General features: G+C 42.2%; 13 protein-coding genes. 9 read left to right on the plus strand and 4 right to left on the minus strand.

The features are described 5' to 3' along the window. Positions 1 to 3 precede the first annotated feature (3 nt). Together H6H03_RS05840 and H6H03_RS05845 are read right to left on the minus strand one after the other, a co-directional pair. Complete coding sequence (locus tag H6H03_RS05840; protein WP_242057815.1) at positions 4 to 429, minus strand: response regulator; 426 nt, start codon at positions 427 to 429, stop codon at positions 4 to 6. A 24-nt stretch (positions 430 to 453) separates the two neighbouring features. After that, complete coding sequence (locus H6H03_RS05845; RefSeq protein WP_190954196.1) at positions 454 to 3003, minus strand: GAF domain-containing protein; 2550 nt, start codon at positions 3001 to 3003, stop codon at positions 454 to 456. A gap of 383 nt (positions 3004 to 3386) precedes the next feature. Between H6H03_RS05845 and H6H03_RS05850 the strand changes: the two genes are divergently transcribed. Continuing rightward, on the plus strand, positions 3387 to 4028 hold the full coding sequence (locus H6H03_RS05850; RefSeq protein ID WP_190954197.1) for an FMN-binding negative transcriptional regulator: 642 nt from the start codon (positions 3387 to 3389) through the stop codon (positions 4026 to 4028). A 118-nt stretch (positions 4029 to 4146) separates the two neighbouring features. Here the strand turns inward: H6H03_RS05850 and hisG are convergent, their stop codons facing one another. After that, positions 4147 to 4791 carry an ATP phosphoribosyltransferase gene (gene hisG, locus H6H03_RS05855; RefSeq protein WP_190954198.1) on the minus strand — a complete coding sequence of 215 codons (645 nt, stop codon included), beginning with the start codon at positions 4789 to 4791 and terminating at the stop codon, positions 4147 to 4149. 74 nt (positions 4792 to 4865) lie between these two features. On the opposite strand from hisG, the gene rppA reads away from it, so the two are divergent. Continuing rightward, the gene (rppA, locus tag H6H03_RS05860; RefSeq protein WP_190954337.1) at positions 4866 to 5564 is read left to right on the plus strand and encodes a two-component system response regulator RppA; all 699 of its coding nucleotides are present in this window, start codon (positions 4866 to 4868) and stop codon (positions 5562 to 5564) included. Positions 5565 to 5684: 120 nt separating this feature from the next. Here rppA and H6H03_RS05865 read toward each other — a convergent pair whose 3' ends face one another. Further along, positions 5685 to 6836 (minus strand): alanine--glyoxylate aminotransferase family protein, encoded by a 1152-nt coding sequence (locus H6H03_RS05865; protein ID WP_190954199.1) that lies wholly within the window; start codon positions 6834 to 6836, stop codon positions 5685 to 5687. Positions 6837 to 7143: 307 nt separating this feature from the next. On the opposite strand from H6H03_RS05865, the gene H6H03_RS05870 reads away from it, so the two are divergent. The 7 genes from H6H03_RS05870 to H6H03_RS05900 all read left to right on the plus strand — a co-directional run bounded on the left by H6H03_RS05870 (position 7144) and on the right by H6H03_RS05900 (position 13794). Beyond that, on the plus strand, positions 7144 to 7533 hold the full coding sequence (locus H6H03_RS05870; RefSeq protein WP_190954200.1) for a DUF1499 domain-containing protein: 390 nt from the start codon (positions 7144 to 7146) through the stop codon (positions 7531 to 7533). A gap of 165 nt (positions 7534 to 7698) precedes the next feature. Further along, entirely contained in the window at positions 7699 to 8367 is a 669-nt protein-coding gene (locus H6H03_RS05875) for a DUF1345 domain-containing protein (RefSeq protein WP_190954201.1), read from the plus strand. A gap of 115 nt (positions 8368 to 8482) precedes the next feature. Beyond that, the gene (locus H6H03_RS05880) at positions 8483 to 8728 is read left to right on the plus strand and encodes a ChaB family protein (RefSeq protein ID WP_190954202.1); all 246 of its coding nucleotides are present in this window, start codon (positions 8483 to 8485) and stop codon (positions 8726 to 8728) included. 551 nt (positions 8729 to 9279) lie between these two features. Continuing rightward, positions 9280 to 10473: an NAD(P)/FAD-dependent oxidoreductase gene (locus tag H6H03_RS05885; protein WP_190954203.1), complete on the plus strand. Its 1194-nt coding sequence runs from the start codon at positions 9280 to 9282 to the stop codon at positions 10471 to 10473. Between the two features lie 162 nt (positions 10474 to 10635). Continuing rightward, on the plus strand, positions 10636 to 11283 hold the full coding sequence (locus H6H03_RS05890) for an HAD-IA family hydrolase (RefSeq protein WP_190954204.1): 648 nt from the start codon (positions 10636 to 10638) through the stop codon (positions 11281 to 11283). A 160-nt stretch (positions 11284 to 11443) separates the two neighbouring features. Continuing rightward, complete coding sequence (locus H6H03_RS05895) at positions 11444 to 13009, plus strand: sensor histidine kinase (RefSeq protein WP_190954205.1); 1566 nt, start codon at positions 11444 to 11446, stop codon at positions 13007 to 13009. Positions 13010 to 13125: 116 nt separating this feature from the next. Continuing rightward, complete coding sequence (locus H6H03_RS05900; RefSeq protein ID WP_190954206.1) at positions 13126 to 13794, plus strand: response regulator transcription factor; 669 nt, start codon at positions 13126 to 13128, stop codon at positions 13792 to 13794. The last annotated feature ends 468 nt before the right edge of the window (positions 13795 to 14262 follow it).

The following is a 14262-nucleotide window of genomic DNA, read 5'->3' on the forward strand; positions in this document are numbered from 1 at the left end:
CCATTACTCCGGTGGCAGTTTTACGATCGCAAACCAAAAATTTTCGATTGATTTTACAATTTTAACGAATTGATCGAAGTCTACTGGCTTAGTTATGTAACAGTTTGCAGACAAATTATAGGCTTTGAGGATGTCTTCTTCAGCTTGGGAAGTCGTCAAGACGACTACAGGAATTCGCTTGAGGTTGTCATCTGCTTTAATTTCTGCCAATACTTCTCGCCCATCTTTTTTGGGGAGATTCAAATCGAGCAGCACAATATCTGGATGGGCTGCTTCGACATATTTTTCTTGTTTTCGCAAGAATGCCATTGCTTCGACACCATCTTCTACGACGTTCAGGTGAATGGAGATTTTGCTATCTTCCAAGGCTATGCGTGTAAGTTGGGCATCCCCAGGATTGTCTTCTACTAACAAAACCTCAATAGGCATAATCGTTTGCATGTTTACGATTGCTCAAGAGCTTCTATCTGGAATTGTGAAGTAGAAAGTCGAGCCTTGCCCCGGTTTCGACTCAACCCAGATACGCCCACCGTGGCGTTCTATAATCTTCTTACAAATTGCCAGACCAATACCAGTACCTGGATACTTATCTCTAGTGTGCAAGCGCTGAAAAATTATAAAAATACGTTCAGCATATTGGGGTTCTAAACCAATGCCATTGTCCTGTACCCAGAAGACGTATTCGTTAGCAGTAGGGAAATGTGGAGTAGTTTCGCCCATCTCCCCATCTCCTCTCCTCACTCCAATATGAATTTTTGGCTGCTGATTTTGACAAAATTTCACGGCGTTACCGATGAGGTTTTGAAATACTTGTGTCACTTGGGTAGCATCAGCCATGACTTTAGGTAAAGTATCATAGGTAATAATTGCTTTACTGTCAGCGATCGCCAGTTGGAGATTTGCGATCGCTTGTTTTAAAACAGCATTACAATCAACTCGTTTAAAGGGCTGTCCGCGGGTACTGACGCGGGAATAGTTCAACAAATCATTGATTAGTGTTTGCATCCGACGTGCCCCATCTACTGCGTAGTTGATAAACTCATCGGCATTAGTATCGAGTTGATTTTTATATCTTCGCTCCAGCAATTGTAAATAACTGGTTACCATCCGCAATGGCTCTTGCAAGTCATGGGAAGCTACGTAGGCAAATTGTTCTAATTCGGCGTTGGAACGGGCGAGTTCTTGACTTTGGCGGGTTTGTTGTTCTAGTAGTTGCCCTTGAGATAAAGCAATGCCAATTTGGTTAGCTAGTTGCTGTAACAACTCTATCTCAAAGTTATTCCACTTTCGAGGCGCGGCACATTCGTGAGCTAGCAATAAGCCCCAAATCCCTTCTCTGAGAAGAATTGGCACTACGAGGTTAGCCCTGACACCAAACTGCTCAAGAAATTCTCGATGGCAAGGTTGAATATTAGCAGTTTCAATGTCTTCAATTGCACTGATTCTTCCTTGACGATATCTTTCTACATATTCTTCTTTAAAACAGGGGTCGATAATATTTTTTCCCACAATTACAGGCCAATCAGGTAGTACAGCTTCTTGTACTACTTTTCCTGAACCGTCAGGGCAAAGTTGAAAAATTAAAACTCGGTCAGCTTGCAGTAGTTTTTGAACTTCGGTAACAGTGGTTTGCAGAATTTCATCTATTTGTAAAGATTCTCGGATTTTAAAAGTAATTTCCGAAAATAATTGCGATCGCAAATTTTGTCGCTTCAATTCCTCTTCTGTTCGCTTGCGATCTGTGATATCAGTATAAGAACCGACCATTCGCACCACATCACCTAATGCGTCCCAAAGTGCCTGTCCTCGATCCAGAATCCATTTATAGCTGCCGTCTTGGCATTGGACTCGATACTCACAAACATAAAATGGTGTTTTCTTGGCAAAGTGATCCTGGAAGGCCTCAACTACCAAATCTCGCTCATCAGGATGGATTCGTTTTGTCCAATCATCCCAACAATTGGAAACTTCGTGGTCTTTATACCCCAACATTTGCTTCCACCGATTTGAGAAGAACACTTCATTAGTCTTGAGGTTCCAGTCCCAAATACCATCATTATTACCCTGCAATGCTAATTGCCAACGTTCCTCACTTTCCTTAAGTGCTTCTGCTGTTTGGCGTCGTTCGGTAATATCTTGAAAATAAACCGATAAGCCGTCTTTCCCTGGATAAGCGTGGACTTGAAACCAGCGATTGAGGGGTGGATAAAACTCCTCAAATTCCACACTTACCTGGTTGAATAATGCTTTACGATACTGCTGTTCAAATTTTGTGCCGATAATTCTGGGAAATGCTTCCCAGAAATTTTTACCCAAAAGCTGATTCTGGGTTTTCTGTAACAGCTGTTCTGCTTGACCATTAACATAAGTAAATCGCCATTCTCGATCTAAGGCAAAAAACGCATCAGTGATACTTTCAAGAAGATTAGTAATCCGGGTTCTGGCTGCTTCCGATTGTGCGCGTGCTGTTTGCTCCTGCAACATCAATTTCTCTGTAACTTGAGATACCTCAGTTACATGACGCCTCAGTTCTAGCTGGTCAATCACTAGGCGACTCAGAGCTACAAGGGCCTGAATTTGTTTTTCGCTCAATTCTTTGGGAACTTGGTCAATGACGCACAGAGTCCCCAACATATCCCCCTTGGGAGTGATTAAAGGTACACCTGCATAAAATCGCACATAGGGGTAGCCAGTTACTACTGCATTGTTCGCCAAGTTTTCATCAGCTAGCGTATCTGGAACCACAACAACGGTACGCCGTTCTTGGCAAAGGTAAGATAACCCAATACTACGGGGCATTTCTGATACATCTAAGCCTACTTTTGCCTTAAACCACTGACGGTTTTCATCAATAAAATTTACTAAAGATATAGAAGTGTTACAAATAAATGCCGCTAACTGGGCGAGATTGTCGTAGGCTTCTTCAGGCTCCGTATCAAGAATTTGATACTGGCGCAAGGCTTCTAGCCTCGCCTGTTCTGTAGTTGTGTCTCCGATGTTCATTAACTTTTATTAAAAAATCTCAATTATGATATCCAGCCAGCAGAGTAAGTACCTCACAAATAGATTAACCTTTTTTAACATGAGCTAACTATCTGTGTGCTTCTGTTTATTCAGGAGAGTTTTGAGAAGAAGGCATGAGGCCTTTTTTTTAAAAGCTAGATTCATATTTGAGAAAAGCCATGCCCACAGTCAGCTATCCTATTTACCCCGCCAACTTTGGCGATCGCCATAATCCCAGTGTAAACAAATTTTGGGCTGATATTGTTTACAAATAGACATTTAAATGCATCAAAAGATTCGTTTGTTGCAGACTACATTAATTTTCAGGTCATTAAACAATGCTGTAGGATAGCACAGCATGGCTTAAACAAATGAAAAACACTATGTATATCCCAACTAATTTTCGAGAAGATGACATTGAGAAATTGGTGGCGTTTATGCGTGCTAATAGTTTTGCCACCTTGGTATCTATTGTGAATAATGTTCCTGTTGCCTCACATATTCCCCTTGTGGTCACAGTGGAGAACAATGTTGTTAAGCTAGCAGGTCATCTTGCCAAAGCAAATCCTCAGTGGAAAGCTTTTGGCTTTGGTGAGACACTCGCTGTCTTTAGTGGGCCGCACGCTTATATTTCACCATCTTTATATGAAAAGAAAGAGAGCGTACCAACATGGAATTACATCGCTGTACACGCCTATGGTTTACCCCAAGTTATCACCCTCAGCGATTCACCAGAACTGATGGATAAGATGATTGGCGAGATGATTGATACCTATGACTCTGATTATAAATCTCAATGGCATGACTTATCCGATAACTTTCGTGAGGGAATGATGAATGGCATTATTGCTTTTGAAATGACCGTGACGCGATTGGAAGGCAAATATAAACTCAGCCAAAACCGCAGCCATTTTGACCAATCTAATGTTGCAGATGCATTGCTACAAAGTCCGGATTCAATTGTTAAGTCCATAGGTGTTGCAATGAAACAGAATCTTGAAACTTACCCAACAAGGCAAAAATAAAAATGTCTAGTAGTTCAAATAGGATCTGTTAGGGTGCGTTATGGAGGTTAGTCCTAACGCACCATTAATCCTGAATTTTGTCCTTTGCCATTTGTTATTTACTAATGACTAATGACTATTAAACCCCTAACACAACAGTTTCCCGCACCTTGCTAATCACATCACTCAAATTGCCAGTGTTCAGACGGTAACTCAGGGGATGGGCTATTAATCGCCCTGTACTTTCATACAGAGTCGCGATTTCAATCAAACCATTTTCGCGTAAAGTCCGCCCCGTGGAAACTAAATCCACGATCGCTTCTGACATACCAGTAATAGGCCCTAGTTCTACTGAACCATATAGCGGCACTATTTCTACCGGTAAATCAAGACTTTGGAAATATTCACGAGCGCAATTGACATATTTTGAGGCAACTCTACCATGAGGTGGTAAATCTAGCGGCGATCGGTAAGAACTCGATGCTTTTACCGCCACCGACATGCGACAATATCCAAACTGCAAATCGACTAAGTGGGCAACTTGCGGCTGCTTTTCTTGCAGCACATCGTAACCAACAATACCCAGTTGTGCCTGACCATATTCTACATAAACGGGTACATCCTGCGCCCGCACCAATAGCCCTTTTGCAAGCCCGTTAGCGTCAGGAATTTGAAGTTGGCGATTTCCTGAATCTAAAAAAGCACTGAAATCTAACCCTACAGCTTGTAGCAACCGGATGCTATGTTTAAGAAGTTCCCCTTTTGGTAATGCAACAGTCAGCATTATTTTTCTTGGTATCCTGCGTCTTAGCGGTTCAATATTATTGAGAATATCTCTATATGCTTACCACAAGCAGCATGAGAATTTTATTAGTTGATGATGAAGTTGAACTAACTCAACCCTTGAGTCGCTTGTTAACTCGTGAAGGTTATAGTGTAGATGCCGCTTATGACGGTACAAGCGGTAGCGATCGCGCCCGACTAGGTAATTACGACCTACTAATTTTAGATTGGATGCTGCCAGGAAAAACAGGGTTAGAAATTTGTCAGGAATTGCGACGCCAAGGCAAAACCACTCCTGTGCTGTTTCTTACAGCCAAAGATACCCTAGATGACCGGGTTCAAGGTTTAGATGCTGGTGCAGACGACTATTTAGTGAAACCATTTGAACTGCGGGAATTACTAGCGAGAGTCAGGGCTTTATTGCGTCGTTCTGGTTCCCAAACTTATGAAACCCCCACCGGACGCCTGACTGTAGCTGATTTAGAACTCGATTGTGAAAATCAAGTAGCCTATCGCCAAGGAAGGATAATTGAACTTTCGCAAAAAGAAAGCCAGTTGTTGCAATACTTTATGGAACACACCGGACAACTGTTGACTCATGCCCAGATTATGCAGACTTTGTGGCCAGAGGAAGAACAACCTAGTAGCAACGTCATAGCAGCATTAATTCGTTTGCTACGGCGTAAGATTGAGTTAGGTAAAGAAACTACGCTAATTCACACAGTTTACGGCAAAGGTTATCGTTTTGGTGTTTCTGTCGTAGAGTCTGTTTAGCGAAAAAATTTTTGGATATTAGACATCTGGTGAAATTAAATATGCGTTATCCAAAACCCTTGTAGAGACGTAGCATTGCTACGTCTCTACTGTTAACGCACCTAATTATCTAAAAACTACTTAGGTAAAAGGTAAAACTTGCCGCAATGCTGCTATGAGTTGGTCAACACTTTCCTTACGACTATTAAAGCCCATCAATCCTACGCGCCAGATAAGACCCGCGAGTTCGCCAAGTCCACCGCCAATTTCAATATTATATTCATTGAGTAACTGACGAGCGATCGCTTTGCCATCTACTCCCTCTGGAATGCGGACAGTGGTAAGAGTTGGCAGTCTATACTCCCGCTCAACGTGCATACTTAATCCTAAGTCTTCCAAACCTTCCCAGAGATATTCTACGTTCTTTTGATGACGCTGCCAGCAGTTGGCTAATCCTTCTTCGGCAACTAAACGCAGTGCTTCCCGCAATGCATAGTATAAATTAATCGGTGCTGTGTGGTGATAGACGCGATCGCTACCCCAATATTTACTCAGCAAAGACATATCTAAATACCAATTGGCAACTTTCGTGCCACGCTTTTGCAATTTCTCGGCTGCACGCGGACTCATGGTAAAAGGCGAAGCACCAGGCGGGCAACCCAAGCCTTTTTGGCTACAACTATAAGCAAGGTCAACCCCCCAAGCATCCAAAAATAAAGGTACGCCGCCGAGACTTGTAACCGTATCTAGTAATAGTAAAGTGCCAAATTCACGACATAAATCAGCAACTCCTTCTAAAGGTTGCCGTGCCCCAGTGGAAGTTTCGGCATGAACCAAGGCTAGAATAGCTGGACGATGAGTTTCCAGGGCAGTTTTCAATTCTTCCAAGCTGAAAACTTGTCCCCAAGATTTAGTAATTGTTCGCACATCAGCGCCATAACGTCCAGCCATATCGACTAAGCGATTACCGAAGTAACCAGCTACACCAATCAAAACTACATCACCGGGTTCCACGCTATTGGCGATGGTTGCTTCCATTGCGGCTGTTCCCGTACCGCTGACTGCAATGGTGAGTGGGTTTTCTGTTTGCCATACGTAACGTAGCAACGACTGAATTTCATCCATCAGTGCGAGAAAAGCGGGGTCAAGATGCCCGACTGGTGAAGTATTCATCGCTTCAAGAACTGTTGGATGGGCATTGGAGGGGCCAGGCCCCAACAGTAAACGAGATGGGATTTGTAAAGGTGAGAGTTGCAAGCGCCCAGAGTCGTTAATTGAAATTGTTGGCGTCATAATTTGTCTTCGCTTAGACGTACTTACCGCATCATAAAGCGATCGCAGGCAATGGGGAATAGGGAAAGATCGATTGCTTATTCCCTAAGGTAATGGATCGTTTTTTCCATAATCAAATAAGATTGCTATAGCAATCCTAAATGAGTCGTGAAAAATATGGATAAGGAAACGAACCGCCAAGGGCGCAAAGGGCGCAAAGGTAAGAAAGAAGAAAGAGATATATAATTTTCACAAATGATTTAGGACTGCTATATATCAAGCATTAACTATTTGGTTTTGACTTATTCACTTACTAACAAACACAATTATGGTTTTTGCAGGTAAACGACCGAGTAATTTAGGTGTCAGTAACGGTCAACTAGCACCTTGTCCTAACTCTCCTAACTGCGTTTCTAGCCAAAGTGCAGATGTACTCCACAAAATTGCACCGCTGACTTTTACATCTACTCCAGAACAAGCAATTGCTAATCTCAAAAAGATTATTGAGTCCTTACCCAGGACTAAAATAATTACTGAAAGCCAAGATTATTTATATGCAGAATTTAAAAGTGCTTTGTTGGGATTTGTAGACGATGTAGAATTCTATCTTGACAGGAATGCTAATGTAATACAAGTGCGTTCAGCTTCCCGTTTAGGTCAAAGTGATTTGGGTGTGAATCGCAAACGTATAGAGACGATTAGAGCCAAATTTAGCTAAATATTATTTTCCCTTTTGACCGAGACAATTAAAATGGGAAAGTGATTGCTAGTTTAGTAGCTTATTGGATTTTGAATTACAGCTAAATAGACCTCTGTGGGTTGCCATAAGTCTATATTTAGCTGATTGAAACTCTCTTGGATTAAGTATGCGATCGCAATATTTGTGAAACTGAATTTATTGAAAAACTTTGACCCACGACCTCGATTGCTCATTGCTATTGGAGTCGCTGTATTAATTTCAGTAATACTTCCGCCTTGGCTGCATTTTCCCACTCGGATTTTGTGTGCTTGGAACTCTGGCGCTGATTTATTTTTAGCCCTAACTTGGTGGAAAATGCTCAAAGCTAACCCAGAAAAAATTCGCCGTTATGCTGAGAGTGAATATGAAGGACATTTAGCTATATTCATGTTAGTCATAGCTGCGGCTTGTGCCAGTGTTTTAGCCATTGGGTTTTTATTAACTGATAAAAAAGAGTTCTCAACAATTATGCTTATCCTACATGTCATACTTTCAATTATGACAATTGTAGGCTCGTGGTTACTAGTGCATACGATATTTGCAGTGCAGTATGCACACACTTATTACAAATATATTAGTCACAATAATACCGAAGAAATTACTGGAGGTTTAGATTTTCCTCATAACGACTATCCAGACTACTGGGAATTTTTATATTATTCATTTGTAATTGGCATGACTAGCCAAGTTTCAGATGTGCAAACGACATCACGCGACATGAGGCGCTTGACGTTGCTACATGGTATATTATCCTTCTTTTTCAATACCACGATTTTGGCTATGAGTATTAATATTATTGCGTCGTTGATTTAAAAATTGTTTGAATCAGCCAAAAGTATGATTATTTAGTTCTCTACTTAGAGAAAGATGGCATTCGATTACTAATTTTCTAGTATGAACTTAAGTTAAGAAAATTGGAATTAAGTTTATGCCAGAGCAAGGAATAAATCAATTACCTGAAGACATTAAACAGCAATTGCCAGAACACGCACAGCAGATTTTTGCAGCAGCATTAAACGCTGCTCAAAAAGATGGTTTAAGTGAAGAAGGTGCCCGCGAGGTTGCTTGGAATAGTGTCAGAAATGAATATGAACCAGGCAGTGATGGTAAATGGCAGAGAAAGGGTGAAGACACTGCCATACATAATAAATCTGTTACCTCTGGCGGTAATTAAGTAAATCTAATCTGTGGATACAGCAGAATTCAGGATTGAGAATTCAGAATTCGTACCATTTGACTAAAACGCTGAATAAATATAGATTTCCCTTAGGGACACGGCATTGTCGTGCCCCTATCAACCTATTCATATCACAATTCAAGTGATACATTATTATGCAATATAAAATATTATAATTATGAGTTGATAGCAAAATGTTTAACTCATAAAAAACTATTGAGATTCTATCATGAAAGAGATAATATTTCTAGTTCATAAAGAGTGATATAAGCAGACAAATTACTTATCAAAGAATGAGATGAAGCAGTTATTTTCTGTATTTTTTATTAAGTAGGTAGACATAATTAAATGCAAAATACAAAAGTTTAAAACCGCCATCGACACTGCCTTCTGCCTACTGCCTGATTGTTGAATCTCGACTTCGCTCGATTACCGCGTAGTCGAAACACTGCCTCCTGCCTCCTGCCTTGTCATAATGGCGATCGCGGCAAAGAAATCATTACACTTAAGTTAGTTGCCCTCCTAGTATTGACCGTCCCATACAATCGATGACTCAACAAACTTCTAGAATCTGCATCCTTGGTGGAGGCTTTGGTGGTCTCTACACAGCTTTGCGTTTAAGCCAGTTACCTTGGGAATCTACACAAAAACCGGAAATTGTTTTAGTAGATCAAAGCGATCGCTTTCTATTTTCCCCCTTTCTCTACGAATTACTGACTGGCGAACTGCAAACCTGGGAAATTGCCCCACCATTTGAAGAACTTTTACAAGGTACAGGGGTACGTTTTTATCAAGGAGTGGTATCTGGAATTGACATCGACCAGCGGCGGGTAAACTTACACGAAGGACCGCAAATCCCCTACGACCGATTAGTGCTGGCGCTAGGAGGAGAGACACCGCTAGACTTAGTACCTGGTGCAGCAGCCTACGCCTACACATTCCGGACAATCTCCGACGCTTATCGTTTAGAAGAACGCTTGCGATTTTTAGAAGAATCCGATGCTGATAAAATTCGAGTGGCGATCGTTGGGGCTGGTTACAGTGGCGTAGAGTTAGCTTGTAAGTTAGCCGATAGATTAGGCCAAAGAGGACGCTTTCGCATCGTTGAAATCGCCGACCAAATTCTGCGAACTTCCCCAGAATTTAACCGGGAAGCAGCCAAGAAAGCTTTAGATGAACGTGGCGTGTTTCTTGATTTAGAAACCAAAGTCGAATCAATCGGACAAGATACCATCTCTTTAGAGTATAAAAATCAGGTAGACATAATTCCCGTTGAATTAGTAATTTGGACAGTGGGAACACGAGTTGCACCAGTAGTGAAATCCCTTCCCCTCAAGCAAAATCAGCGCGGTCAAATTAGCACTACATCTAACCTGCAAGTCTTCGAGCATCCAGAAATCTTTGCCTTGGGAGATTTAGCAGACTGTCACGATGCAGAAGGACAACAAGTCCCCGCCACCGCTCAAGCAGCTTTCCAGCAAGCTGATTACGCTGCTTGGAATATCTGGGCTTCTGTTACCAATCGTCCTTTACTTCCCTTCCACTATCAACACTTAGGTGAAATGATGGCATTGGGGAAAGATAACGCCACCCTCGCTGGCTTGGGAATCAAACTAGAAGGGCGTTTGGGATACATCGGTCGTCGTCTTGCTTATTTATACAGGTTGCCAACTTTAGACCATCAGCTTAAAGTTGGCTTTAATTGGCTAGTCCGTCCTATTATAGAGACACTTTCTAAATAGGGGACTGGGGACTGGGTACTGGGTATTGGGTATTGGTAAAAGGCACGGGGCAGAGGTAATAGGGTACAGTGGAAACACTTACTATCATATTCCCTCTGTTCCCATTTCCCATTCCCCAATCCCTAGTCCCCAATCCCCAGTCCCCATTCCCCAGTCCCCAATATGGAACAACCGAAAGTTATTTTTTTAGATGCTGTGGGCACACTCTTCGATGTTAAAGGCAGTGTGGGTGAAGTTTATAGTCAAATAGCTGAGGAATTTGGTGTTACAGTTTCCCCTGAAACATTAAATAAAACCTTTATCCAAAGCTTTAAAGCATCGCCGCCGCCCATATTTCCAGATGCAGAACTGCAAGATATTCCCCAGCGTGAGTTTGATTGGTGGCGGATAATTGCCCTAAACACTTTTGAAAGTGCAGGTGTTCTCAAGCAGTTTTCTGACTTTTCGGCTTTTTTTAGTGAACTTTACATCCACTTTGGAACTGGTGAACCTTGGTTTGTCTATCCCGATGTCCTACCAGCTTTAATTAACTGGCGACAGTTGGGAATTACTTTAGGAGTGTTGTCTAATTTTGATTCCCGGATTTATTCAGTATTGCAAAGTTTGGGATTGAGAGAATTTTTTAGTTCTATTACCATTTCTACCCAGGTACGTGCAGCTAAACCCGATCCGCAAATTTTTGCTATTGCTTTAAATAAACATAAGTGTTCTCCAGAAGCAGCATGGCATGTTGGCGATAGCATTGTTGAAGATTATTACGGAGCTAAAGCTGCTGGTTTGAGAGCCGTTTGGATCAACCGTAGTAAATGAATGAGATCCTCAGCCCTCTTTGCTGAGCTTTGAAATTTAAATGGCCAGGGGAAAAGCAACATTTAGAACTTGAAGGATACTCATTCGATCCTCAAACCAATCCCCACTGCCTAGCACCCAATTAGGATAAACTGTCTCAAGTGAGTGAGCAGGGGTGAAAATGAGCAGTATCACCAGCCATCGCAGATCTTGGCTTAAAATACCGAAACTGTTGTTTGGTTGGCAGCAGGTATTTAAAGAAGCACGTACCCGAATTTTGTTCTGGTATTTGCTGATTTTGGCGATCGCATTTCTCATTGCCATTCCAGCTTTTCGCTATCATCTCTACCAGCGCATTGATGAACGCGTTCGCCAGGAGATGCTAGAAGACATGGCAGCTTTTAATGCGTTAATTAAAGGTGAAACCTTTGAGCCACATGATGCACTAACTGAAAGCAATCCAGAAGACATAGTAATTGAACCACAGCAGTTGAAATGGTTGCTCGGCGGCAAAAAACAAATCGCTCCTCCGGCTTCCAAAGAAGATTTGATTCGGCTTTTGAGAGCTTATCTGTTGTATCGCTTACCAGAGGATGACTCTTACTTCATCACCTTTATTGATGGCAAATTTTACAAATCTAGCCCTAGAGCGCGTCCTAAACCCCTTGCCAAGGAATCACCACTGATGCAACGGTGGGCAAAACAAACTAAACCAGAGCAGGGAGAAAAAGAATTTTCTGACCCGGATGTTAGTAAAATTCTTTACATGGTGGAACCGATTAAAATTAATGGAAAAACTCAGGGAGTCTTTGTGGTTGCCCATAATACAACCGGCCAGCGGGCAGAGACTTTAGAAGCAGTTTCCGTGATTATCGAAGTTTCTAGCTTAGTGTTTGTGATTTCCTTAATTCTGGCTTGGTTTGCAGCAGGAAGGGTGCTAGCACCTCTACGCACAATTACTAGCACTGCTCATGCAATTAGCGAGTCAGATTTAACCCAGCGCTTACCTGTACAAGGCAAAGGTGAACTGGCAGAACTAGCAACAACGTTCAATGAAATGATGGACAGACTAGAGTCAGCTTTTGCCAGCCAACGGGAATTTGTCAACGATGCTGGGCATGAAATTCGGACTCCCATCACGATCGTTCGCGGACATCTGGAACTGATGGGAGATGACCCCCAAGAGCAGCAGGAAACCTTGGCGTTGGTGATGGGAGAATTAGACAGGATGAGCCGTCTAGTGGATGATTTGATTTTGCTAGCAAAGGCAGAACGCTTAGACTTTTTGCAGTTGGCAACGGTGAATGTGGCAGAGTTAACCCAAGAGTTATTTGTCAAAGCTCAAGCGTTAGGAGAGCGAGACTGGCAAATAGATGCGGTGGCAAGGGGTCAGATTATAGTCGATCGCCAAAGAATTACTGAGGCTGTAATGAATTTGGCGCAGAATGCAACTCAGCATACTATCAAGAGTGATACGATTTCCATAGGTTCTGCGATCGCTAAAGGAAAAGTGCATTTCTGGGTACGTGATACAGGCGAAGGCATTCCCCTTGTAGATCAAAAACGGATTTTTGAACGTTTTGCTCGAACTTCTAACAGTCGTCGTCGTTCTGAGGGTGCGGGATTGGGTCTGTCAATTGTCCGAGCCATCGCCGAAGCACACGATGGGCAAGTATTACTTCGGAGTCAGCTAGGAAAAGGTTCAATGTTTACCATCGTTTTACCCCTCGATTCTCCGAAAATCTGAAGTCAGAATTCAGAAGTCAGCACTCCTCATCTCCCCAGTCCCCAGTCCCCAGTCCCCAATCCCCAATCCCCAGTCCCCAATCCCCAATCCCCAATCCCCAGTCCCCAGTCGCCACTATGCCTCACGTTCTCATCGCTGAAGATGAAGCCCGGATTGCTTCATTTCTTGAAAAAGGATTGCGATCGCAAGGATTTACAACGACAACAGTTGCCGACGGACTGTATGTGGTAGATGTTGTACACAGTGGAGCTTTTGATTTACTAATTTTGGATTTGGGATTGCCTGGAAAAGATGGATTTCAAGTGCTGGAAGAACTGCGCGGACAGGGAGAAGATTTGCCTGTAATTATTCTCTCGGCTCGGAGTGACATTCATGATAAAGTCGCTGGATTAGAAGGAGGCGCAGATGATTATGTTACCAAACCCTTCCGATTTGAAGAACTTTTGGCGCGGGTAAAGTTGCGTTTGCGAACTGCTAGACCAGCCAGAGACGCCCAAGAGTTTATCCTGAGTGCGGGTAATGTGGTACTGGATTTGCGGACTCGACAAGTGAAAGTAGGCGATCGCTTTGTAGAATTACCTGCTCGTGAATTTACAATGGCAGAAATGTTTTGCCGTCATCCCGGACAAGTTATCAGTCGCGAACAACTGCTTGATTATGTTTGGGGCTACGGCTATAATCCAGGTTCTAATATTGTCGATGTCTATGTCGGTTATCTCCGCAAGAAGCTAGGCAGCGACATCATTGAAACAGTTAGAGGAATGGGTTATCGCTTACGCACATAAAACCAAGTGCAGATAGACAATTATGCGATACCAGATTTTTGTTCAAATTAAAACTTTTTCTTACCTTCTGACTTGTAAGTAGGCAACAGGCAACAGGGAAGAACTATATATTTACATGCATGACGATGAAAAAATTTTCATCGGGACTGACTTGAAAAATACTACTTCGACCAATATCGATGTAGATACCTCAATATTGTTTTTTGTTCACCATTGTTAAAAACAGGGGCTTTATACCTTGTGGTGAAAAGTTTTTTCTTCTTCCCTTACCCTTTCCCCTTTTCCCCTTCTTGGTAAATTTCATGAGAATTTTCTCATAAAAGTTTCACAAAACATTCATTAAACATTGAGAGCCTAGTTAAACAGGGGTTTTAAATTCTACATCCCAGTTCAAATTGGCTTGAAATCCACTTATTTATGCGTGAGTTATACATAAACTTTTCTAATTTAAAAGAACAAACTCCACTG

The organism is Nostoc paludosum FACHB-159, assembly GCF_014698835.1.
Lineage (GTDB): Bacteria > Cyanobacteriota > Cyanobacteriia > Cyanobacteriales > Nostocaceae > Nostoc > Nostoc paludosum.